The sequence below is a fragment of the Actinoplanes sp. NPDC051411 genome, assembly GCF_040682075.1.
Lineage (GTDB): Bacteria > Actinomycetota > Actinomycetes > Mycobacteriales > Micromonosporaceae > Actinoplanes.
In genome coordinates, this window is sequence record NZ_JBFBAD010000016.1 from 70,823 (window position 1) to 92,808 (window position 21,986).

Annotated in this window: 19 protein-coding genes; 7 read left to right on the forward strand and 12 right to left on the reverse strand. The window is 70.5% G+C overall.

Features of this window, described 5'->3' with window-relative positions; genetic code table 11:
* Window positions 1-123: 123 nt before the first annotated feature.
* The 6 genes from AB0M88_RS11775 to AB0M88_RS11800 form a co-directional block, all read right to left on the reverse strand.
* Complete coding sequence (locus AB0M88_RS11775; protein ID WP_364099278.1) at window positions 124-1,743, reverse strand: alkaline phosphatase family protein; 1,620 nt, start codon at window positions 1,741-1,743, stop codon at window positions 124-126.
* Window positions 1,744-1,856: 113 nt separating this feature from the next.
* The gene (gene efeB, locus AB0M88_RS11780; protein ID WP_364099281.1) at window positions 1,857-3,053 is read right to left on the reverse strand and encodes an iron uptake transporter deferrochelatase/peroxidase subunit; all 1,197 of its coding nucleotides are present in this window, start codon (window positions 3,051-3,053) and stop codon (window positions 1,857-1,859) included.
* Entirely contained in the window at window positions 3,050-4,201 is a 1,152-nt protein-coding gene (locus AB0M88_RS11785) for an EfeM/EfeO family lipoprotein (RefSeq protein ID WP_364099284.1), read from the reverse strand. Before AB0M88_RS11785 ends, efeB begins: the two co-directional genes overlap by 4 nt.
* Window positions 4,202-4,390: 189 nt before the next feature.
* A complete protein-coding gene (locus AB0M88_RS11790) occupies window positions 4,391-4,636 on the reverse strand; it encodes an esterase-like activity of phytase family protein (RefSeq protein ID WP_364099287.1) in 246 nt (81 codons plus the stop codon).
* Window positions 4,637-4,671: 35 nt separating this feature from the next.
* Window positions 4,672-5,088 (reverse strand): nitroreductase/quinone reductase family protein, encoded by a 417-nt coding sequence (locus tag AB0M88_RS11795; protein WP_364099290.1) that lies wholly within the window; start codon window positions 5,086-5,088, stop codon window positions 4,672-4,674.
* Between the two features lie 110 nt (window positions 5,089-5,198).
* Entirely contained in the window at window positions 5,199-5,978 is a 780-nt protein-coding gene (locus AB0M88_RS11800; protein WP_364099293.1) for an SAM-dependent methyltransferase, read from the reverse strand.
* 45 nt (window positions 5,979-6,023) lie between these two features.
* On the opposite strand from AB0M88_RS11800, the gene AB0M88_RS11805 reads away from it, so the two are divergent.
* Window positions 6,024-6,254: a hypothetical protein gene (locus AB0M88_RS11805; protein ID WP_364099295.1), complete on the forward strand. Its 231-nt coding sequence runs from the start codon at window positions 6,024-6,026 to the stop codon at window positions 6,252-6,254.
* On the opposite strand, the gene AB0M88_RS11810 is transcribed toward AB0M88_RS11805, so the two are convergent.
* Window positions 6,251-6,877: a TetR/AcrR family transcriptional regulator gene (locus tag AB0M88_RS11810; protein WP_364099298.1), complete on the reverse strand. Its 627-nt coding sequence runs from the start codon at window positions 6,875-6,877 to the stop codon at window positions 6,251-6,253. The two genes, AB0M88_RS11805 and AB0M88_RS11810, sit on opposite strands and share 4 nt — an antisense overlap.
* Before the next feature lie 65 nt (window positions 6,878-6,942).
* Between AB0M88_RS11810 and AB0M88_RS11815 the strand changes: the two genes are divergently transcribed.
* The 6 genes from AB0M88_RS11815 to AB0M88_RS11840 all read left to right on the forward strand — a co-directional run bounded on the left by AB0M88_RS11815 (window position 6,943) and on the right by AB0M88_RS11840 (window position 16,738).
* Window positions 6,943-8,418 carry an FAD-dependent monooxygenase gene (locus AB0M88_RS11815; RefSeq protein WP_364099301.1) on the forward strand — a complete coding sequence of 492 codons (1,476 nt, stop codon included), beginning with the start codon at window positions 6,943-6,945 and terminating at the stop codon, window positions 8,416-8,418.
* 9 nt (window positions 8,419-8,427) lie between these two features.
* Window positions 8,428-9,858: an MFS transporter gene (locus AB0M88_RS11820; protein WP_364099304.1), complete on the forward strand. Its 1,431-nt coding sequence runs from the start codon at window positions 8,428-8,430 to the stop codon at window positions 9,856-9,858.
* Window positions 9,859-9,898: 40 nt separating this feature from the next.
* On the forward strand, window positions 9,899-12,226 hold the full coding sequence (locus AB0M88_RS11825) for a bifunctional diguanylate cyclase/phosphodiesterase (RefSeq protein ID WP_364099307.1): 2,328 nt from the start codon (window positions 9,899-9,901) through the stop codon (window positions 12,224-12,226).
* Between the two features lie 42 nt (window positions 12,227-12,268).
* Window positions 12,269-13,177 (forward strand): sulfite exporter TauE/SafE family protein, encoded by a 909-nt coding sequence (locus AB0M88_RS11830; protein ID WP_364099310.1) that lies wholly within the window; start codon window positions 12,269-12,271, stop codon window positions 13,175-13,177.
* Window positions 13,178-13,278: 101 nt separating this feature from the next.
* A complete protein-coding gene (locus AB0M88_RS11835) occupies window positions 13,279-15,726 on the forward strand; it encodes an EAL domain-containing protein (protein WP_364099313.1) in 2,448 nt (815 codons plus the stop codon).
* Window positions 15,680-16,738 carry a LacI family DNA-binding transcriptional regulator gene (locus AB0M88_RS11840; RefSeq protein WP_364099316.1) on the forward strand — a complete coding sequence of 353 codons (1,059 nt, stop codon included), beginning with the start codon at window positions 15,680-15,682 and terminating at the stop codon, window positions 16,736-16,738. Before AB0M88_RS11835 ends, AB0M88_RS11840 begins: the two co-directional genes overlap by 47 nt.
* Here AB0M88_RS11840 and AB0M88_RS11845 read toward each other — a convergent pair.
* From AB0M88_RS11845 to argH, 5 genes are all read right to left on the reverse strand, one after another.
* A complete protein-coding gene (locus AB0M88_RS11845; protein WP_364099319.1) occupies window positions 16,707-17,030 on the reverse strand; it encodes a hypothetical protein in 324 nt (107 codons plus the stop codon). The two genes, AB0M88_RS11840 and AB0M88_RS11845, sit on opposite strands and share 32 nt — an antisense overlap.
* 291 nt (window positions 17,031-17,321) lie before the next feature.
* Window positions 17,322-17,654, reverse strand: coding sequence for a cupin domain-containing protein (locus AB0M88_RS11850; RefSeq protein ID WP_364099322.1), 333 nt, complete (start codon window positions 17,652-17,654; stop codon window positions 17,322-17,324).
* Between the two features lie 96 nt (window positions 17,655-17,750).
* Window positions 17,751-18,908, reverse strand: coding sequence for an LPXTG cell wall anchor domain-containing protein (locus tag AB0M88_RS11855; RefSeq protein ID WP_364099324.1), 1,158 nt, complete (start codon window positions 18,906-18,908; stop codon window positions 17,751-17,753).
* Window positions 18,909-18,974: 66 nt separating this feature from the next.
* On the reverse strand, window positions 18,975-20,282 hold the full coding sequence (locus tag AB0M88_RS11860) for a hypothetical protein (protein WP_364099327.1): 1,308 nt from the start codon (window positions 20,280-20,282) through the stop codon (window positions 18,975-18,977).
* A 238-nt stretch (window positions 20,283-20,520) separates the two neighbouring features.
* On the reverse strand, window positions 20,521-21,951 hold the full coding sequence (gene argH / locus AB0M88_RS11865) for an argininosuccinate lyase (protein WP_364099330.1): 1,431 nt from the start codon (window positions 21,949-21,951) through the stop codon (window positions 20,521-20,523).
* Window positions 21,952-21,986 lie beyond the last annotated feature (35 nt).

Below are 21,986 nucleotides of genomic sequence, written 5' to 3' on the forward strand. Positions count from 1 at the left end.
GAAACGAAACTGTTTCGTACACTAGCTCTCTCCGCCGCGTACCCCAAACGCATGTGACGCAGGCGACCGCAACGAAGAACGGCGCCGTCCCCGAAGGGACGGCGCCGCCGAAAAGCCCGGTACCTACTTCTTCTTGACCGCGCCCGTGGCCGGGTCGATCAGGACCGTCTTCATGTTCGCCTTCTTGCCGAAGTTGAACATGCCGTTCAGCGAGCCGGCCTGGCTGTCGAACGAGTAGTCGCCGATGCGACCCAGGCCCCAGTTGTCCTCGACGAACTTCAGGATCGAGGTCTGATCGGTCAGGGTGTGGTCGACGTGGTTGACCTTCGACCAGGGGCTGATGACCAGCAGCGGGGTGCGCGGGCCATAGCCACAGCGGTCGGCGTAGCCGCCGTTGGCCGACTTGGTCTCACAGGCGGCGGTGTCGTTGACCGCGTCGTGCGAGCCGTTGACGACCTTCGGCATCACGTGGTCGTACCAGCCGTCCGAGTCGTCGTAAGCGACGACGACCGCGGTCGACGCCCACTCCTTCGACTTCTGCAGCTGGTTGATCTCCTTGGCGATGAACGCCTGCTCGTCCAGCGGGTCCGAGTAACCGGCGTGGCCGTCCTGGTACTCGCCGGCCTTCAGGTAGCTGACGGCGGGCAGGTTGTTGGCCTTCAGCGCCGCGTCGAAGTCGGTCAGGTCGTAGTTGTGGTTGGCCTGGTCGGTGTGACCGATGGCCTTGACCGACGACGGCGCCAGGTGCTGCGGGTTGCTGGTCGACTTGTAGTACGAGAACGGATTGTGGTGGGGGCTGTAGTCCACCACCGCGTTACCGCCCACGTTCTGGTGGGTCGTGCCGCAGACCGAGTAGCCGTTCGCGGTGCCGGTCGGCTTGAAGCCGCCCTGGAACCAGCCCCAGGTCAGGCCGGCGCCGTTGAGCTTGTCGCCGATGTTCTTACCCGTCATCACGGCCAGCGGGTTGGTGCTGGTGTGGTTGGAGTCCGAGCAGTCGTCGAACGCCGGGTCGGGGTCGCCGGTCACGGTGCCGACGCCCTTGGCGTCCGGCGACGTGACGACGGCGGTGCTGCTGACCTTCGCCCCGGTCTTCGAGTCGACGGCGTAGACGCCGTGGGTCTGGCCCGAGATCAGGTTGACGGCACCCGGAGTCGACGGCCCGTAGTTGGTGTCGAACGAGTTGTCGCTCATCGAGTAGTTCTGGGCGTAGTTCCAGAGCCCGGTGACCGTGTTGCCGTCGTAGTAGTCCATGACCAGGCCCGGCTCACCGAAGATCACCGGCGCGCCGGTGCAGGTGTCGTGGCCCGTCTTCTGGACGAACTGGTCGACCTTGCCGTTGTCGTACGCCTGCTGCTCGTGCAGGTAACCGTGGTCCTGGTCGCAGGTCAGGGCCTGGTCGTGGCTGAGCCGCGAAGGGTTGTAGGTGTTCGGGTTCTTGGTCAGCAGCTGCTTGGACAGACCGTTGACCGAGGGGGTGCCCTTGGCCGCCTTGAACGTGGTGCCGTCCGTGTTGGCGGCCTTCGGGTACGTCCCGAAGTAGTGGTCGAACGAGATGTTCTCGTCGAAGATGACCACGACGTGCTGAATCGGGCTGCGGGCCTGCGGCGCCTTCTTGACCTTGAGCATCTGCGGGGCCGTCTGGCCCGCGAACGCCGGCGTGGTCGCGGTGGCCGCGAGGACCATGGCGGCCGCTACCGCCCCGATCTTCGTCGTGCGATTCCAGGAGATGGGTCGGAAACCCATGCTCGCCTCCCTGTTCAGGTGGAACTGTGCGACAAGGACTCTCGTCTGCAGCCACCGACGATCACCGCCGCCGACACGGCCGGAAGCATAAGTTTGAATGAACCGATCGTGACTTAGGCCAGGCTCAGCACGGCCGAACCCAGGTAATCACTCGCATCTCGGACACCCGGCAGGACCAGGAAATATCCGCCGCCGACGGGCTGGATGTAGTCGACCAGAGGCTCGCCCTCGAGGCGGCGCTGGATCTCCGCGAACTGCTTGTCGGGATCCTGCTGGAAGCAGACGAAAACCAGCCCCTGGTCGAGGTTGCCGACGTCGTCCACGCCCTTGTCGTAGTTGTACGGACGGCGCAGGATGCGGCTCTCGGCGCTCTCGGGCGTACGCGGGTTGGCCCGCCGCATGTGCGCGGTGAGCGGAATCGCCTCGCCGACCGGGTCGGCGGCGAAGTTGGGGATGTCCTTCTCGTGGTTGCCGTCCAGCGGCGCCCCCGAGTCCCGGCGGCGGCCGAACATACGCTCCTGCTCCACGATGCTCACCCGGTCCCAGAACTCGACCAGCATCCGGATGACGCGGATGACCTGATAGGACCCGCCGGCCGTCCACGGCTGCTCGGCCGCGGCGGGCAGCCACACGAAACGGTCCATCTGGGCCGGGACCGTGATCTCCAGGTTGGACGTACCGTCCTTGAAGCCCATCAGGTTGCGCGGCGTCCCCTCGGGCCGCGGCGGATTCACGAAGCCGTCGGCCCGCCAGCGGATCTGCATGCCGCCGCGGGTGTGCCGGGCGATGTCACGCAGCGCGTGGACCACCGTGTCGCGGTTGTCGGCGCACAGCTGGAGCGAGAGGTCGCCGTGGGTGCGGGCCGGGTCGAGGTGGTCGTCGGGGAACATCGGCATCGCGGTCAGCGCCTCGGGCTTGTGCGCGGCCAGGCCGAACCGCTGGTCGAACATGGACGCGCCGACGCCGACGGTCACGGTCAGGTTGTCCGGCGAGACCGACGGGCCGACCACGCCCGAATCGGTCGGCGGCCCCGCGATGCCGACCTCGGGCGGGGTGCCACCGGTGGTCAGGAAACGGGCCCGGTCGGTGATCGTGTGGAACAGGTCGGTGAGGTCCTGCCGGTTGTCCACGATCAGGTCGAACGCTACGTGGCTGGCCTGGGCCTGCGGCGGGGTCACGATGCCGGCCTGGTGGACACCGTGGAAGGCGACGGCCGACGGGGCATCCTCGTGGAAGGCGCGCGGGCTGATGGCCAGACCGGCGGCCCCGGCTCCGATGCCACGGAGGAAATTGCGGCGGTTGGTGCTCACTGAGTCCTCCGTACCTCGCCGATCGCGGCGATCGGGGCGAGATCTTCCAGCAGACGGCCGAGTTTGCCGTCCAGTTCCTCACGGTCGTGGGTGGACAGCGACTGCAGCGGCGCCCACCGGCCGCCCTTGTGGTAGGAGTCGACCAGCTTCTTCAGCCCGGCCAGCTCACTCTGGACGGTCGGCCAGGCCGGGTAGCGCGGCTGGATCTCGGGCGCGATCGCGTCGAGCACCATCCTGGTGCCGTCCAGGTTGGCCGACATGACCGCGAGCTCGGCGTGCGCACCCTGGTCCTCGGTGCCGCTCAGCTCGAACTGCAGCGTGTTCTCGAGGATCTCGTGCGAGCGCAGCGGCAGGTCGTTGGGGTCGGTGCGCTCCTTGTCGAACTCGCCGTGCAGGCTCGCCACGTCACTCGACAACCGGCTGCCGAGGGCGGCGAGGGCCGGCATCGACTCGTTGTGCCACAACCCGTACTCGATCCGGCGCAGGCCGGTCCAGTCCTTGTCGTGCACCCCGCCGGGCAGGCCGTCCGGCATGCCGTCGATGGCGTCGGCCGAGTCACCGAAGGTGTCGTAGGCCGCGCCCAGGCGGTTATAGGCGAGCTGGGCGACCAGCCAGGCTTTCTGCGACCGCGAGCGGTCTCCGGACCCCAATGCCGTACGCAGTGAGCCGACGTTCCCGCCCAGCCTGGCCAGTCCGGCCGCCACGTGCGCGCGGTAGGTCTTGACCGCGGGCGCCAGGGTGTTCTCGTCGACCGGGGTGACCGCGGTGGCGCCCTTGGCCGGCCCGTCCTTGATCGTCACGCTCGGACCGGTCTCCAGGTCGGCGCCGTCGGGCAGACAGGTGAAGGCGTACGTGCCGTTGCCGAGGACCAGGTGGAACGACCGGGACGTGCCCGGGGCCAGCGACTCGATCTCCTGGTAGATGCCGTGCGAGGCCGGGTCGACCAGCTCGACCTCCATCGTCACCGAGTCGGTGTTGTGCACCTCGATGGTCTGGTCGCCGCCCTGAGGCCGGTCCCAGCCCACTCCACAGCGGCCCCGGGCGACCTGGATCCCGGGATCTCGGGGGGTCGGCGCCGGCGAACTGCAGGCGGCCATGGCGGCGACCGTGAGGACCGCCGCCACGGCTAGACGTCCGGCTTGCGGCATTCCTTGGCTCCTCATGGCGCAAATGCATCGAGACAGCCGGAAGAATAGAACGCCGTCGGCCCCGCTTCTGAGCTCAGCGGGAAGGGTTCACCCGCCGGTCACCGCACGTTCGGCAACCAGGACCGAAGGGTCAGCACCCGGGTGAACTGGGTCGCGCTGAAGTTGTCGTCGCTGATGACATCGATCACGTCACCCCTCGGGGTCGGCGGGCGTGATCGTCAGGCCCTCCAGCGGGGCGTTCGTGGTGGCCTCGCCGGCCGGGGTGACGGCGAACCGGGCGGGCACGGGCCGGGACGACTTCTGCACGCCGTCCCGGCCGAAGATCCGGATCGACGGCTCGGTCTCGGAGCTGACCACGAAGTCGCCGTTCGGAAGCACGGCCAGACCCTCGTTGTCCGAGGTGGTGCCGTCGTCGTCCGGATACAGAAAAGCCACCGGGCCAACCCGGTGGCTTTTGTTCGATGGAACGGTCAGCGGACGGTGATCACGGCGACCGGGAACTTCCGGTCGGTCTTCTTCTCGTAGTCGGCGGCGTCGGGCCAGTAGGCGCGCCACGTGGCGTAGAGCTCGTCATAGTCGTCGTCGCGGCCCGGGCGGACCTCACGGTGGTCGGCCTGCACGGTCTTGGAGCCCAGCTCGATGGTCACCGGGCCGTCGACGGCCTCCAGGTTGTCGAACCACTGCGGGGTCTCCGGCGCGCCGCCGGCGCTGGCGCAGACGATGTACGAGTCGCCGTGGGGCGCCGCGACCAGCGGGTTGACGTACTCCTTGCCGGACTTGCGGCCCGGGGTGTGCAGCAGGATGGACTCCTTGCCCTCCCAGTGCCCACCGAGGACCCCGTCGTTGGCCCGGAATGTCTCGATAATCGTGTCGTTGAACGAAGCCATGCCTGCAGATTAGTTGACGGTGGGAATTTCCACCCCGTCTGTGATCTGTGTCGCGCCATCGAACTCGGGACGGCCTCCCACGTGGGCCTTCGACGCCGCGGGCTCCCGGCTCAGGGCTTTCGGGCCACCGCGCCGTACGCGTCGAGCCACTCCGCCTCGCCGGCCGGGCGCCAGCCGGTGATCTGCACCAGGCCCGGTTCGACGATCTCGAGGCCCTCGAAGAGGCGGCCGATCTCGTCCGGGCCGCGCAGGATGTACGGCACGCCGCCGCTCCGGGCCAGCCGCTCGGCGCCGTCGACCACCGCCTGGGTCGTGTTGGTGCCGTCCCACAACACGAGGTAGCTGCCGGACGCCGTCGCCGCCATCACCCGGTTGACGATCGACGCGACCACCCCCAGGTCGGGCTCGTAGCCCAGCACGCCCATGAACATGACGCCGACCGGCCGGCTGAAGTCGAGGGTCTTCGCCGCCTCGGCCAGAATCAGCTCCGGGTCGTGATAGTCGGCCTCGACGTGCGTCGTCCCGGAATCGGCCATCAGGCTGCGGGCGTGAACGAGCACCAGCGGATCGTTGTCCACATAGACGATTCGCGACTCGGCGGAGACCGACCGCGCGACCTCGTGCGTGTTCTGCATGGTCGGCAGCCCGGTGCCGATGTCGAGGAACTGCCGGATGCCGGCCTCGGCGGCCAGATAGCGGACGGCCCGGATGAGGAACTGCCGGGAATGCTTCGCCATCAGCACGATCTCGGGATAGACCTGGGCCACGGCATCCCCGGCGGCCCGATCGGCGGCGAAGTTGTCGGTGCCGCCCATCCAGTAGTTCCAGATGCGCGCCGCGTGCGGCACGTCCGGCTGCAGCGCCGAGTTGTCGCCATCCGTGACGGTCATGCGCACGTTCTACGGGAACCCCACCGAGTGCGCAAGAGTAGAACGATGTCGTCCAGCAGCACTCCAGGCCCCGACTGGCTCGGCCCGTCACCCGCCTTCGGCCGCACCCCACACCACGGGATCCACCTTGTGCCGGCCCAGATCAGCCCGCACCCGGGCGTCTACTCCGGGCCGTCCATAGTCGCCGGACACGCCTCCTGGGCCTGGCTCGCCCTGCTGGCCGCCGCGCTCCTTGTCGCCGCCTTCGCGGTCAGCCGCTACCTGCGCCGGCCCTAGCGGCCACTCCCCTCGTTCTCTTCGACCGCAGCCGCGCCGATTGCGGCCTGGTCGAAGGCGCGCGTGACCCGCGCCCGGTGCTCGTCGAAGAACGACTCGGCCTGCTCGCCGGCCATGATGCGGGCCGCCGCGTCCACATAGCACACCCGATAGGCGGCCAGCGCCAGCGCCGCCGTCAGCCTCGGCTGCGCCTGGCCGCCCTCCTCGAACAGCCCGGCCACCAACCCTTCCAGCTCCTCCAGGAACTCGCGCACCCGCGCCCGCAGCGCCGGCGAGTCGATCACGACCTGCCAGAAGTAGGTCATCCGGTCGGCGAAGCCGGCCAGGGGGTGCCGGGTGTCGAGCAGTTGCAGGAACACGTCCCGCAGGGCGGCCAGCGGGGTGGCCGAGCCGCGTACGCCGGCCTCGATCAGGCCGGTCAGCTCGGGGAGCCGGTCGAGGAACATGTCTTCTTTGCGGGCGAAGTAGTTGAAGACCGTCATGCGGGAGACGCCGGCCGCCGCCGCGATCTCGGAGACGCTGACCGCTTCGAAGCCGCGGGTCAGGATCAGCTGGGTGGCCACTCCCGAGATCCGGTCGCGGAGCTCCTGTTTCTTGCGTTCGCGGAGGCCGGGTGTCGTCATGAGGCAAATCATAGACCGGATAAAAACATTGACTCGGTCTAAGAAAAGCGCCCATCCTGGCGGACATGACTACTTACGACGTGGTGGTGGCGGGGGCCGGCCCGGTCGGGCTGATGGTGGCGAGCGAGTTGGCGCTGCGCGGCGTACGGGTGCTGGTGGCCGAGCGGCTCGCTGAGCCCGACCTCACGATCAAGGCCGGCGCGATCAACGTGCCGACCGCCGAGGCGCTCGACCGGCGCGGCCTGATGCCGCGGGTGCTCGAGGCGCAGAAGGCTCAGCAGGCGAAGATCCTGGAGTTCCTCAAGTCGCAGGGCCGGGAGATGCCGGCCATGCCCCGCAAGCCGTTCATCGGTCATTTCGGGGCCATCTGGCTGGATGCCGACAACCTTCAAAACCATGACGACCCGTGGGCCGCGCACGGGCCGGCCGCCCACATCAACATGCTGAGTCAGCAGGAGCTCGAGGCGATTCTCGCCGAGCACGCGACGGCGCTCGGCGCCGAGATCAGGCGGGGGGTCACCCTGACCGGCTTCGCCGCCGGCTCCGATTCCGTACGCGTGGAGCTCTCCGACGGCCCGGTCGAAGCGGGATGGCTCGTCGGGGCGGACGGCGGCCGCAGTGTCGTCCGCAAGCTGGCCGGCTTCGACTTTCCCGGCACCGGCCCGCGCATCACCGGTCACCAGGCGATCGTCAAGATGTCCGGCGCCGAGCAGCTGCGCGGCGGCTGGAACGTGACCGACACCGGCGTCTACGTGAGCGGCCCGGTCCCGGGCCGCATCCTGACCGTCGAGTTCGACGGGCCGCCGGCCGACCGCGACACCCCGATCACCGCGGCCGAGCTGCAGGCCAGCCTGCGGGCCGTGTCGGGGGTCGAGGTGACGGTCGAGGAGGTGCTGAGCGCGACCCGGTTCACCGACAACGCGCGCCAGGCCGCCACCTACCGGATGGGCCGGGTGCTGCTGGCCGGCGACGCCGCGCACGTGCATTCGCCGTTCGGCGGGCAGGGGCTCAACCTGGGCATCGGCGACGCGATGAACCTGGGCTGGAAGCTGGCCGCCGAGATCCGGGGCCGGGCGCCGGAGGGACTGCTCGACTCGTACACCGCCGAGCGGCACCCGATCGGCGCGTGGGTGCTCGACTGGACGCGGGCCCAGGTCGAGATCATGCAGCCGGGGCCGTACAACCGGGCGATCCGGGCGGTGGTGGCCGACCTGGCCGCGACCCGCGACGGCACGATGTACCTGGGCACCAGCATCTCCGGGCTGCGCCAGCGGTACGACCTGGGCAGCGCGAACGACCTGGTGGGCCGGGGCGCCCCCGAGATCGTGCTGGCCGACGGGCGGCGGCTGGCCGAGTTGCTGCACGACGGCCGGGGTGTGCTGCTCGGCGACTTCACGGTCGAGGACGACCGCCTGCACGTGGCAAAGACTGAGGGCACGGCGATGCTCGTACGCCCGGACGGCATCGTCGCCTGGGTCGAGGGCGACGGCGATCTCGACTCGGCGCTGCGGCGCTGGTTCGGCGGCGTACGCGTGGGGTAGGGAGTGCCCATGGGTTCCCGGCGGCTGGCCGTCACCGTGATGTGTGTCGGCTATTTCCTGGTCCTGCTCGATGTCAGCATCGTCAACGTGGCGCTGCCGAGCATCGGCAGCGATCTGGGGGCCGGCGTCGGCGCCCTGCAGTGGACCGTCGACGCCTACGCGGTGACCCTGGCCGCGCTGATGCTGACCGCGGGCACGCTCGGCGATCTCTACGGTCACAAGAGGATCGTGCTGGCCGGGCTGGCGCTGTTCGGCGCCGGTTCGGCCGGGTGCGCGCTGGCGCCGACCGCCGGCGCGCTGGTCGGCTTCCGGGCGCTCTCCGGGATCGGCGCCGCGCTGCTGCTGCCGGGCACGCTGGCGATCATCACCCGCGCGGTGCCGGATCGCCGCGAGCAGGCCCGGGCGATCGGCGTGTGGGCCGGGGTGGGCAGCGTCGCCCTGCCGGCCGGGCCGGTGCTCGGCGGCGCGCTGGTCGACGGCCCGGGATGGCGCTGGGTGTTCTGGATCAACGTGCCGATCGTGCTGGTCGCCGGCCTGGTCACCGCCCGGGTGATCAGTGAGAGCCGCGCGACCGCCCGCCGGCGTCCGGACGTGCGGGGGATGGTGACCGGCGCCTTGGCGCTGGCCGCGGTGGTCGACGCGTTCGTCTCCCACGACAGCTGGATCCCGGTCGTGCTCGCCGCCGCCTTCCTGCTCCTGTTCGCCGCCGCCGAAAGCCGGGCCGCCGACCCGATGATTCCGCTCCCGCTGTTGCGGCAGCAGGGCTTCGTCGTGGCCAACGCGGCGGCCGGCGCGATGAACCTCGGCACCCTCGGCCTGCTCTTCGTCGTCACGCTGTTTCTTCAGCGGGTGCAGGGCCGGTCGGCGCTCGCCGCGGGGCTGGCCCTCCTACCTCTCTTCCTGCCGCTGAGCGTGCTCGCCCCGATCGCCGGCCGGATGACCGCGCGTTTCGGTCCGCGCCGCCCGATGGTGGCCGGCCTCGTCGTCGCGGCGGCCGGGGCGGCCCTGCTGATCCTCCTCGATGCGGGAACCGCCTACCCGGTGATCGTGCCGGGCCTGCTGCTCTGGGGCGTCGGGCTCGGCGTGCTGACTCCGGCGGTGGTCGCGGCGGCGGTGCGGGCGGCGCCGGACGACCGGGCGGGGCTGGCCTCGGCGGCGAACAACACCGCTCGGCAGGCCGGCGGGGCGGTCGGCATCGCGGCGTACGGTGCCCTGGCCGGCGATCCCGGAGCCGGCGGTTTCGTCGGCGGCCTCCACCTCGTCTCGGCGGTCACCGCGGCGCTGTTCGTCGTGACCGCGCTCGTCGTGCTCCTGACCATCGATCGTGGTCGCGCCGAGCGCCGGCCGCTTCGCGAAAGTCCGACCTTCCGGCGGGATGACCGATCGGCACCCGAACGACACCGGGTGCATTCCTCACGTGAGCATGATCGTCACCGATGAACGGTCCGTGGCAGATCTCCGACCCGGCTCTCCCGGGGGCATGACGGGGCGCGGACGGCCCGAGGCGACCACCGTCGCCGGGCTGGTGCTGGGCCTTTTCGACCTGGCCTGGTTCCTGATCGGGCTGGTACACCAGTGGGCGCACCCGATCGTCGGATGGATCCCGCTGCCGTTCGGGGCGGCGCTCGCGGCGTACGCCTGCCGGCGGGTGACCCGCCGGGGTGACCTGGCCCGGGCGACACGGCGATTCTGGGGTCAGATGGGTCTGGCGTGTGCCGCCCTGGCTCTGGCGATCGTCAGCAACGCGGCGGACGCGTTCCGCGGTGGCGAGCCGACGCAGTGGATCAGCTCCCGCACGCTCGCGATCTACCTGCTCATCCTCGGCGTGGCGATCTGGGCGCTGCTGCGGCTGCCGGCCTGGCAGCGCACCCGCCGCGACTGGTTCCGGTTCGCGCTCGACGCCGGCATCCTGCTGCTCGCCAACAGCGCGTTCATCTGGCACTACTCGCTTCGCAAGATCGACCTGTGGGCCTCGCAGACCGGGTCGGCGCTGCCGACCGTCGCGATCAGCCTGGTCGCCTCGATCTCGATGCTGACCTTCATCAAGGTCGTGTTCGCCGGCGCGGGCGAGCTGGATCGCCGGGCCCTGCACATCCTGTCCTGGGGCGTGGCCGCCTCGGCGGTCAGCGGCAGCGTCTCGATCTTCATCACCGACCGGCCCTACCTGTCGACGACGTTCCTGGCCGCCCCGCTGGCCGCGATGGCCGCCCAGACCGCGGCCAACCGGCAGTTCCACGCGGCCCAGGAGGCTCCCGGCGCGCCGCCGCCGGCCCGCCACGCCGGCGTGCTGCCCTACCTGGCCGCGGCCGGCATGAGCGCGCTGCTGATCGCGGTCGTGGCTCCGGGCGGCGGCGAGGTGCTGACCATCGTGATCTGGGCGGTGGCGATGACCGTGCTGGTGATGGTCCGCCAGTTCGGCATGCTGCGGGAGAACGGGCGGCTGCTGCGTACGGTCGACGCCAACCTCCGGCAGCTGCGCGACTATCAGGCCCAGCTCGCCCACCAGGTCTCGCACGACACGCTCACCGAGATCCCCAACCGGGCCCTGTTCAACGACCGGGTCACGGCCCAGCTGGCCGACGGGCAGCCGTTCCACGTCGCGCTGCTCGACCTCGACGACTTCAAGGTGATCAACGACCGGCTCGGGCACGGGACCGGCGACGCGCTGCTCAAGGTGGTCTCCCGCCGCCTGCACGAGCGGATGCGCCCGACCGACACGGTCGCCCGGCTGGGTGGCGACGAGTTCACCCTGCTGCTGCCCGGGCGTACCGCCGACGAGACCGCGGTGCTCATGCGCGAACTGGTCGCCGCGGTGCAGCAGCCGGTGCTGCTGCACGGTCAGGACATGGTCGTCCGGATCAGCGCCGGCGTCACCACGGCCCACGACGGCGACACGCCGGAGGAGCTGATCCGCCGGGCCGACGTGGCGATGTACTCGGCCAAGCAGGTCGGCGGGGGCCGCACGACCTGGTTCGACCCGATGATGGACAAGCTGGCCGACGCGGACGCCCAGCTCGGGCACGACCTGCGCCAGGCGCTGGCCCGCGACGAGCTGTTCGTGCTCTACCAGCCGATCGTCGAGCTGCCGCACGGCGGGCTGGCCGGTGTCGAGGCGCTCGTCCGCTGGCGGCACCCGGAGCACGGACTGGTCTCCCCCGCCATCTTCATCCCGGTGGCCGAGCGCAACGGCTCGATCGTCGACGTCGGCTGGTGGATCCTCGAGCAGGTCGTGCACCAGGCCGCCGCGTGGGAGCGGGAGTACGGCCCGCACGCCCCGGAGAAGGTCAGCGTCAACATCTCGGCCCGTCAGCTGGGTGAGCCCGGGTTCGCCGACCGGGTCGCCGCGCTGCTGCGGGAGACCGGTCTGACCCCGTACCGGCTGGTGGCCGAGGTGACCGAGACCGCCGTGCTCGGCACGGGCGAGGCCCTGGACGCGGTCCACGAGCTGCACGGGTTGGGGATGCGGGTGGCGCTGGACGACTTCGGCACCGGGCAGTCCTCGCTCAGCCTTCTGGTCGACACGCCGGTACGCGTCCTGAAGGTCGACAAGTCGTTCGTCGACGGGGTGACCGTGTCGAGCCCGCAGGCCGTGATCGTCGACGGGCTGATCGGGATCACCGACGGCCTGGCGATCGAGGCGGTGGCCGAGGGCGTGGAGACCGCTGAGCAGGCACATCGCCTGCACGCCGTCGGCTACCGCTATGCCCAGGGCTTCCATTTCGCGCGGCCGATGCCGCCGGAGGACGTGGCATTGCTGCTGGATCAGGCGCCCATCTCAGTGACCGGGAATCTCGACAATCTCAACTGATTTAGTAGACAAGGTAGGTGTTCGTCGCCGAGACTCGGCGACATGAACTTCACCCTGGCGCTCGCCGGCCTCGGCGTCGGCATCATCGTCGGTCTGACCGGCATGGGCGGTGGCGCCCTGATGACCCCGATCCTGGTGCTGGTCTTCGGGGTGCCGCCGGTGGCCGCCGTCTCCAGCGACCTGGCGGCCAGCGCGGTGATGAAGCCGTTCGGCGGTTTCGTGCACGCCCGGCGCGGCACGGTCAACTGGCGGCTGGTTCTCTGGCTCTGCATCGGCAGCGTGCCGAGCGCGTTCTGCGGCGTCCTGCTGCTGCGCCTGCTCGGCAACGACTCGAGCGTGCAGCACACGATCCAGATCGCGCTCGGGGTGGCACTCGTGCTGGCCGCGGCCGGTCTGCTGCTCAAGTCGTGGGCCGCCCGGCGGCGAGGCGACGACGGGCCGGCGGAACCGATCGTCGTGCGCCCGATACCGACCCTTCTGGTCGGCGCGGCCGGCGGGCTGGTCGTGGGCCTGACCTCGGTCGGATCGGGCTCACTGATCATCGTGGTGCTGCTCGCGCTCTATCCCAGGCTCCGGGCCAACGACCTCGTCGGCACCGACCTCGTGCAGGCGATCCCACTGGTCTTCTCGGCCGCGTTCGGTCACGCGCTGTTCGGCGACCTCAAGCTCGACCTCGCCGCCTCGGTGCTGGTCGGCTCGGTGCCGGGCGTACTCATCGGCTCACGCATCTCATCCCGCGCCCCGGCCGGCCTGATCCGCTCGGCCCTGGTCATCGTGCTGCTGGCCAGCGCGCTGAAGCTGTTCAACGTGAGCACGATCGTGGTCGCCGTGATCGTCGGTGCGGCGGTGCTGATCGCCGTCGGTGCGGGCATCAGCAAGCGTCTGCCGTCCCGCCGCCCGGCCGAGACCGCTTCGGACAGCCGGGCCCGGGAGACCGCCTCCATCTCCTGACCCCGCCCCGGGCAAAGCCGGGCTGCGCTCCACCTCACCTTCTCTTACCCGCCGTCCTTCCCCGCCGATGAGGAAGGCGGGGAGAGAACGGGAAGGGATTGATGAGCGTCCGGCTCAAGCTGCTCGGTGGCGTGCTCGCCATCGCGGCGATGATGGTCGTCACCGGCCTCGTCGTGCTGCACGCCGACGACCAGTCGGCTCGGCGCGCGGCGGTCACCACGGCCGAACAGGTCGCGGCGGGACTGGCCAAGGATGTCGCCTATTCCCTGGTGCCGTCCGGCGAGCCGGGCACCAGCGTGCCGCTCTACGACGATCCCACCGCCCTCCGGGCGTACGTCCGGCGGATGCACGACCTCCAGGCCCGCGACCTCGTCGTGCTCGACACCAGCCAGCGGGTGCTGGCCGACGCCGAGCCGGCCGACAACGACACGGTCTACAACTGGGACCTCGGTGACGAGGTGCGCCTGACGATCCTCGACCAGAAGCCGCGCGAGTTCATCGAGCAGAGCGGCGACTCCGGCACGGCGGCCATCCGCGAGGTCGTGGTGCCGCTGATCGACGCGAGTGACGTGACCCTGGGCGCGGTGATCTACGAGTACACCCCGACCTACGACCAGATGGTCGCGATGACCGGCCGGGCCGAGCGCACGATCACGATCATCGGCGCGGTCTGCATCCTGGTCGTACTGCTGCTGGGGGCGCTCGTCGCCGAGTCGATCACCCGGCGGATCCGCCGGCTGACCCGGGCCGTCGAGGTGGTCCGGGACGGCGACTTCTCCCAGCGCGTGGTGACCGGCGGGCGCGACGAGATCGGCCAGCTGGGCACCGCGTTCAACGACATGGCGTTCCGGCTCGAGCAGTCGGCGCGGGAGATCCTGGCCAAGGAGTACACCGACCGGATCCTCGCCAACGCGGGCGAGGGCATCTGCGGGGTCGACGCGGCGGGCCGGTTCACCTTCGCCAACGAGGCGGCCGGGCGGATCACCGGCCTGGGCGTCGAGGGCCTGCTCACCCGCTACGCGGGAGCTTTGCTCCCGGCCGCGGGCGAGATCGTCGGTGACGGCGTGGAACGCGAGGTCACGCTCGATCGGGCGGACGGCACTTCCGTACGCGTCGCCTACACGGTCAGCACCATCGAGGCGGGTGACCGGGTGATCGGCGCCGTGGTCGTCCTGCGCGACGTGACCCGGCAGCGCGCCCTCGAACACGACCTGCGGCACCAGGCCCTGCACGACGGACTGACCGGTCTGCCCAACCGCAAGCTGTTCCTCGACCGGCTGGAGCACGCGATGACCCGGGCCCGCGAGTCCGGCGAACCGATCGGCGTGCTCTACCTCGACCTCGACGGTTTCAAGAAGGTCAACGACAGCCTCGGGCACAACGCGGGCGACCAGCTGTTGCGGACGACCGCCGAACGCCTGCAGGCGGCACTGCGCCCGCACGACACCGTGGCCCGGCTCGGCGGCGACGAGTTCGCGGTGCTGCTCGAAGGCGCCGGCTCGCTGGAAACCCTGGTGGACGACCTGCTGGCCGCCCTGTCCAGGCCGTTCCTGCTGTACGACCGCGAGGCGACGGTCTCGGCGAGCATCGGCGTCGTCCCGGACGCCGCCCGCTACACCGACGCCGACGAGGTGATCCGCAACGCCGACGTCGCCATGTACGCCGCCAAGGCGGGCGGAAAAGCCCGCCACCAGGTGTTCGAAAGCCGCATGCACGAGCAGCTGCTCGACCGGCTCGACCTGGAGAACCGGCTCCGCGAGGCGGTGCACCGGGGCGAACTGCGCCTGCACCTGCAGCCGGTCGTCGAGGTGCGGACCCGCCGGCTGGCCGGGGTCGAGGCCCTGGTCCGCTGGGAGGACCCGGAACGCGGACTCCAGCCGCCGGGCGCGTTCATCCCGCTGGCCGAGGAGACCGGTCTGATCACCGAGATCGACCGCTGGGTGCTGCTCGCGGCGTGCGAGGCCGTACGCCACTGGCAGGACATCTCCCCCGACACCGCCCCGGCCTGGGTCAGCGTCAACCTGTCGGCGGCCAACCTGGAGGTGCCCGACCTGACCGACCGGGTGGCGTACGCGCTGGCCTCCTCCGGCCTGTCCCCCCGCTGCCTGGTGCTCGAGCTGACCGAGACGGTGCTGATGCGCGACATCGCGGTGACCGCGCAACGGCTCGAGGAGCTGCGCGAGCTGGGCGTGCAGATCGCGATCGACGACTTCGGCACCGGCTACTCCTCGCTCGGCTACCTGCGCGACATCCCGGTCGACGTGCTCAAGGTCGACCGGTCGTTCATCATCGGCCTGGCGACCAGCCCCCGCCAGCAGGAACTGGTCAGCGCGGTCGTCCAGCTCGGGCACACGCTGGGCCTGAAGGTGGTGGCCGAGGGCATCGAGGAGGAGGACCAGCTCACTGCCCTGGCGGCGATGGGCTGCCGCTACGCCCAGGGCTTCCACCTGGGGCGCCCCGCGCCGGCCGCCTCCCTGATCGGAGCGGCACTAGAGTTGACCCATGCGCGCGCGGATGGCCGACATCGCCAAGCAGGCCCAGGTCAGTGAGGCGACGGTGTCGCGTGTCATCAATGACCGCCCCGGCGTCTCCCCCGAGACCCGGCAGTCGGTGCTGACCGCCCTCGACGTCCTCGGCTACGAGCGGCCGGAACGCCTGCGCAAGCGCAGCGCCGGCCTGGTCGGCCTGGTCGTGCCCGAGCTCGACAACCCGATCTTTCCGGCGTTCTGCCAGGTCATCGAGTCGACGCTGGCCCAGCAGGGCTACACCCCGGTGCTGTGCAGCCAGTCCCCGGGCGGCGTCACCGAGGACGAATACGTCGAGATGCTGCTCGACCGGCAGGTCAGCGGCATCGTCTTCGTCTCCGGCCTGTCCGCCGACACCACCGCCGACCACGCCCGCTACCAGCGCCTGCTCGACCGCCCGCTGCCGATCGTGCTGGTCAACGGCTTCGCCGAGGGCATCGAGGCACCGTTCGTCTCGTGCGACGACCGGCTGGCTGGCGACCTGGCCGTCTCGCATCTGGTCGCGCTCGGCCACCAGCGGATCGGCATGATCTGCGGGCCGCACCGGTTCATCTCGACCCAGCGCAAGCTCCAGGGCTACCGGATCGCGGTGAAGCGCGAGCTGGGGATCGCCGACCCCGACCTCGTCTCGCTCACCCTGTTCGGCGTCGAGGGCGGCGAGGTGGCGGCCGACCGACTGCTGGCCAAGGGCGTGACCGGCATCGTCTGCGGCTCCGACCTGATGGCGCTGGGCGCGATCCGGGCCGCCCGGCGCCGCGGGCTGCGGGTGCCGGGCGACGTCTCGGTGATCGGCTTCGACGACTCGCCGCTGATCGCGTTCACCGACCCGCCGCTGACCACGCTGCGCCAGCCGGTCACGGCGATGGCCGTGGCCGCGGTCAACTCCCTGGTCGACGAGATCAACGGCCACGGGGCGCCGCACTCGGAATACCTGTTCCGGCCCGAGCTGGTGGTCCGCAGTTCGTCCGCGATCGCCCCGGCCCGCCGCACGACACCCGCCGCCGTCACCGCGGGCGGTCCTGGATCACGCGGATGATCCAGATGGTCGCGCTCGCGCCGCTCAGCACGACCGCCACGCTGACCCCGGCAAAAGGGACCGGCGGCCGCACCTTCAGAAACGCCGACACGGCCAGATAAACCGTCAAACCGGTCAGCAGAATCGTCGCCCGGAGATCGGTCGACCAGCGCGCCGGCAGACGAAAACGACGCCACCGGAACCAGGCGAACAACATGTCGGGAATTCCGAACGCCGGAAAGATCAGAAACAGGCGCCAGTCGCGGCTGAAAATGCCGGCCAAGGCCAGAAAGAACGCGGCGCCGAGCAGCATGCAGACGCCCGCGACCTCGGCTCCCGACCGCGCGATCGGCCCCAGTCGATGCGGCCACCGCACCGGCGGCCGCCACCGCGGGTCGTCCGGCGACGTCACTCTGTTTTACGATCTGACGCGCTTTTACGATCTGACGCGCGACGGCAACTGAGGAACTCGCAGTCCGGCATCCGGGCCACCTCGCGGCAGACGGGCTCAGTGGATTCCCATTCTGAGCGACCGCCGACCGGCGCGAAACCACCGATCGACCGTCCCGTTCCGTGTGACCGTTCCGAAATACCGGCAATGCGCTCAGGACAGCAGCCCGGACGCCTCGAGAACGTACGCTGTCAGATCTTCGTCAGCCCGCGTCGTGTGCACCTCGCCGGGCCGCCAGATCACGAGATGCCCAGCCTCGACCGGCTCCCAGGGGCCGTCGCCCGACCGCACACTCCCCCGCCCGAACAGCACCAGCAGAAACTGCTCGACATCGGTCGGATGCCGCCCGATCTCGCCGCCCGCGGCGACGCGAAGAACCGTCAGCGCGGCCACGTCGGACCGGATCAGCGCCTCGGCGGTCAGGCCGCTGCTCCCGTACGCCGTGATCTCGCGGCCGCCGTCGTCCCGCAGATCCCTGATCTCCATCCGAAGAAGAGTAGTGGCGGACGTCCCCCCGTTGGGTACGCCCGCCACTGTGGACTTCAGCTCGGTTCAGGCCGACTCAGGCCGACTCAGGCCGACTCAGGCCGTGAACGACGTGCGGCGCCTTCGGGCGAAGAGGAAGGCGCCCGCGCCGATCGCCAGCAGGACCACTCCCGCACCCCCGACGAGCAGGGTGTCGGAGCCGGTGATCGGCAGACTGCCGCCGGCCTGATCACCGCCGCCGGCCCCGCCCGTGGTCGGCGACGCGGAAACTGACGGTGAAGCCGACGAGGCCGGGGTCTTGACCAGGCTCTGCGCCAGGTCGTTGGTGTGCGTCAGGTCGGCCTCGACGACCTTCGCGCGACGGGAGTCGCCCTGGCCCGGCTCCTGACCCTTGACCGGCACCAGGTGCAGCACGTCACCGGTGCCCGCGACGTACTTCTGCCCCTCGTACCAGCCGTCGGCGTACTGCTGGGCGTTATCGAGCGTCGCCCACGTGTAGTAGTACTGGTATTGGTGGTCGGGCGCCGCGTTCCCGCGCAACTTGTAGAACGGGGCCGACAGTTCGTAGGCCGCGCCGGCCGCGATCGGCTCGGCAAACGTGCACCAGGCCAGGTTGACGCTGTCCGCGAGAGTGTCGACGGCGTACTGGCAGTTGCGATAGCGCGGGCCGAAGTCGAACGCCTCGTCGGCGTTGATCCGCACCGCGACGCCGCGGGTCGACGCCGCCGGCCCGTTGTTCTTCACCGCGACCCGGTGCTGGACGGTCGCGCCGGGCGCGACCGGCTCCGCCGTCGCGAGCGGCTGGGCCGCCAGGTCGACAAGGCGGGCGACGGTCACCGTGGTCCGCGCCTGGATCGGCGCGACCTCCTTCGACCGCACGGTCACCTTGAGGGTGCCGTCGTCGCCGACCTTCGCGCCCTTCCTGGCCGTCACCACCAGGTTGGGCAGCCCGTAGGTCACGCCGTACGCCTGCACCGGCTCGACCGCGCACGTCGTGGTCGACTTCGCGGTGGTGCAGGTCCAGGACTGCCGGTCCCGGCCGTTCGACGTCAGGGACAGCGTGCCGAAGCGATCGATGCCGCTGGTGTCGAAGACGAGCTCGGCGTCGGTCAGCGTGTCCGGCGTACCGTCGCCGTGCGTGAACTCGAGCGATCCGGGCCCGGTGCCCCCGGGCGCCAGGTCGATCGGGAAGGTGCGGAAGCCGTACGAACCGGCCGGCGCGGCATGGGCCGCGACCGGCATCGTGGCCAGCACCGCGACCGCGGAGGCCGCCGCGCCTAGGAACGCCCGCCGAACTTGGACATGATCAGACTCCCGGGGTCAGGCGGTGAAGGAGGTACGCCGCCTGCGGGTGAAGAAGAAAACGCCCACGCCGATCGCGAGCAGCAGCACGCCCGCGCCGGCCACCAGCGCCGCGTTGCTGCCGGTCACCGCCAGGCCACCGCCACTCGCCGCCGGGTTTCCTCCGGTCGTGCCCGCGTTTCCTCCGGCCGTGCCCGCGTTTCCTCCGGCCGTGCCCGCGTTTCCTCCGACCGCGGTCGGCGAGGCCGGGCCCGACGCCGGCCGGCTCGACTCGACCGGGGTCTTCACCCAGCCCTGAGCCAGGTCGTTGACCCCGTTGAGGTCGACGTCCTCGTTCTTGGTGCCGGCCGCGTCGGCCGCGTCGGCCGCGTCGGCTTTAAGTTCGGCGTTCGCCGGGGTGGGATCGGTGTTCGGTGACGGCACGAGGTGCAGCACGCCGCCGGCGCCCGGGGTCGTCTTGTGACCGTGGTACCAGCGCTCGCCTAGGGCCTTCACCGCGCCGGAGGTGTACACCTCCCAGCCGTACGGGAACGCGACGTTCGCCGTCGCGTCCGCGCGGAGCTTGAACATCGGCGCCTGGAGCTGGTAGGTCGCCCCGGCCGGGATCTTCTCGGTGAACGTGCAGAAGATCACGCTCGTGTCATACGCGCAGTTGCTGTACTGGGCCGCCGGAACGAAACGCTTGTCGTATTCGATGATCATTCCGGTCCCGCGGGCCGCGAAACTGCCGGCGTTGTGGATCGCGATCGGCTGCCGCACGACGGCACCGAAACCCACCGGCTCCGCGACGGCCGAGCTCGGGAACTTCGACACGGCGCCCAGGTCGACGTCGCGGACGACCGAGACCGTGACCTTCGCCTTGATCGGCGCGGCCTCCTTGGACTGCACGGTGACCGCGAGGGTGCCCTGGTCGCCGACTTTCGCGCCCTTCTTGGCCGCCACGACGAACCCGGGCAGCTGGTATGCGCCGTTGTGCGCGGCGGCGGCCTCGACCGGGCAGCTGGTGACCGCCTTCTTGGTCGTGCAACCGGGCGCCGGCGTGGCATCGTCCCCGCCGGCCGGCACGAACGCGGTGACGGCCAGGGCGCCGGGGTTGAACACGATCACGACGTGGTTCAGGGAGGCGGGCGCCCCTGTCGCGCCGGTCGCGGCGGCAAGCCTCAGGCTGCCGGACCCGTGGCCGGCCTTCGCGATCGCGAGACTTCCCGGGACCACGCTGAAAGCGAACGTTCTGGCCGGGAGCACGGCCTGGGCCGCGGCGGGAACGGCCGCGACGGCCGCGGCGGCGACAGCCGTGACGGTCACTATGCGGCGGACGATGGACACGATGAGGGCTCCCTCAAGATCGGTCGATGACCGGCGCACTCTATCGGCCTGTGCGATTCCCTACTCCTCCCGCTCGACCGGCGTTTCACCTGCAAGAACGCCATTTGCCGAGGAGGGTGCAGCACCGGCGGCCAAAAGTTCGGGCCATAAGGATGAGTCCTTATGGCCCGATTCCGAATTGACCGTCGCTTATCCGCAGACGCGATTCACTTGTTGTTAATCCAGCGTTTCCAACCGCTCAGCGGGGCACGACCTTGGTGACCGCCCACTGTCGCCAGTTGTCGAGCTTGTGCTGCACCACCGCCAACTGGTCGGCCACCGGGCCGGGGCCGGTCGAGCCGGGCGTGGTGCGCGCGGCGAGTGCCGAATCGACCGACAGCACCTCGCGCACCGACGGGTCGAGGTGCTCGCTGACCGTCTTGAGGTCATCGTCGGTCAGGTCTTCCAGCTCGCACTCGCGGGCCGAGCAGAGCGCGACCAGGCGGCCGGTGATCTCGTGCGCGTCGCGGAACGGGACACCCCGCCGGACCAGCCAGTCGGCGACCTCGGTGGCGAGCGAGAACCCGACCGGGGCGGCCGCGGCCAGCCGGTCGACGCGTACGGTCATCGTCGAAATCATGCCCGCGAGAGCGGGCAGCAGAAGTTCCAGAGTCTCGATCGCGTCGAACGCCGGCTCCTTGTCCTCCTGCATGTCCCGGTCGTAGGTCAGCGGCAGGCCCTTGAGCATGGTCAGCACCGCGACCAGGCCACCGATCAGCCGGCCACTCTTGCCCCGGGCCAGCTCGGCGATGTCGGCGTTCTTCTTCTGCGGCATGATCGACGACCCGGTGGCGAACGCGTCGTCCAGCTCGACCCAGCCGAACTCGGTCGACGTCCACAGCACCACCTCCTCGCCGAGGCGGGAGAGATGCACACCGATCAGCGCGGTGACGAACAGGAACTCGGCCACGAAATCACGGTCGGCGACAGCGTCCATCGAGTTGGGCGCGGGCGCGACGAAACCCAGCTCCTTGGCGACGGCAGCCGGGTCGAGCGGCAACGACGACCCGGCCAGGGCGCCGCTTCCCAGCGGCGAGATCGCCGTACGCGCGTCCCAGTCGGACAGTCGCTCCAGGTCACGCAGCAGCGGCTGCACGTGGGCGAGCAGCCAGTGCCCGAAGCTCACCGGCTGGGCGTGCTGCACGTGGGTCAGGCCGGGCGCCGCGGTGTCGACGTTGCGGGCCGCCTGCTCGGTGAGCGCGTCGGCCAGCTCGACCACCGCGACCGCCACCCCGCGGGCATGATCGCGCAGGTAGAGCCGCAGGTCGGTGGCGACCTGGTCGTTACGGGACCGGCCGGCCCGCAGCTTGCCGCCGAGCGACCCGAGCCGCTCGAGCAGGCCGCGTTCGAGCGCGGTGTGCACGTCCTCGTCCTCGATCGTCGGCCGGAACTCGCCCGTCGCGCACGCCGTCTCGAGATCGTCCAGCGCCGCCAGGATCTGGCCGAGCTCGTCCGGGTCGAGCAGCCCCGCCCCGGCCAGCACCCGGGCGTGCGCGCGCGAGGCGAGCAGGTCGTACGGCGCCAGCCGCCAGTCGAACTGCACGCTCACGCTCAGCCGCGCCAGCGCCTCGGCCGGCCCGCCGGCGAACCGACCGCCCCAGAGCCGGGTCGGTTCCTCGCTCTCCCCCACTGCATCTCCTTACTTCCGGTTCAACCCTACTAAAG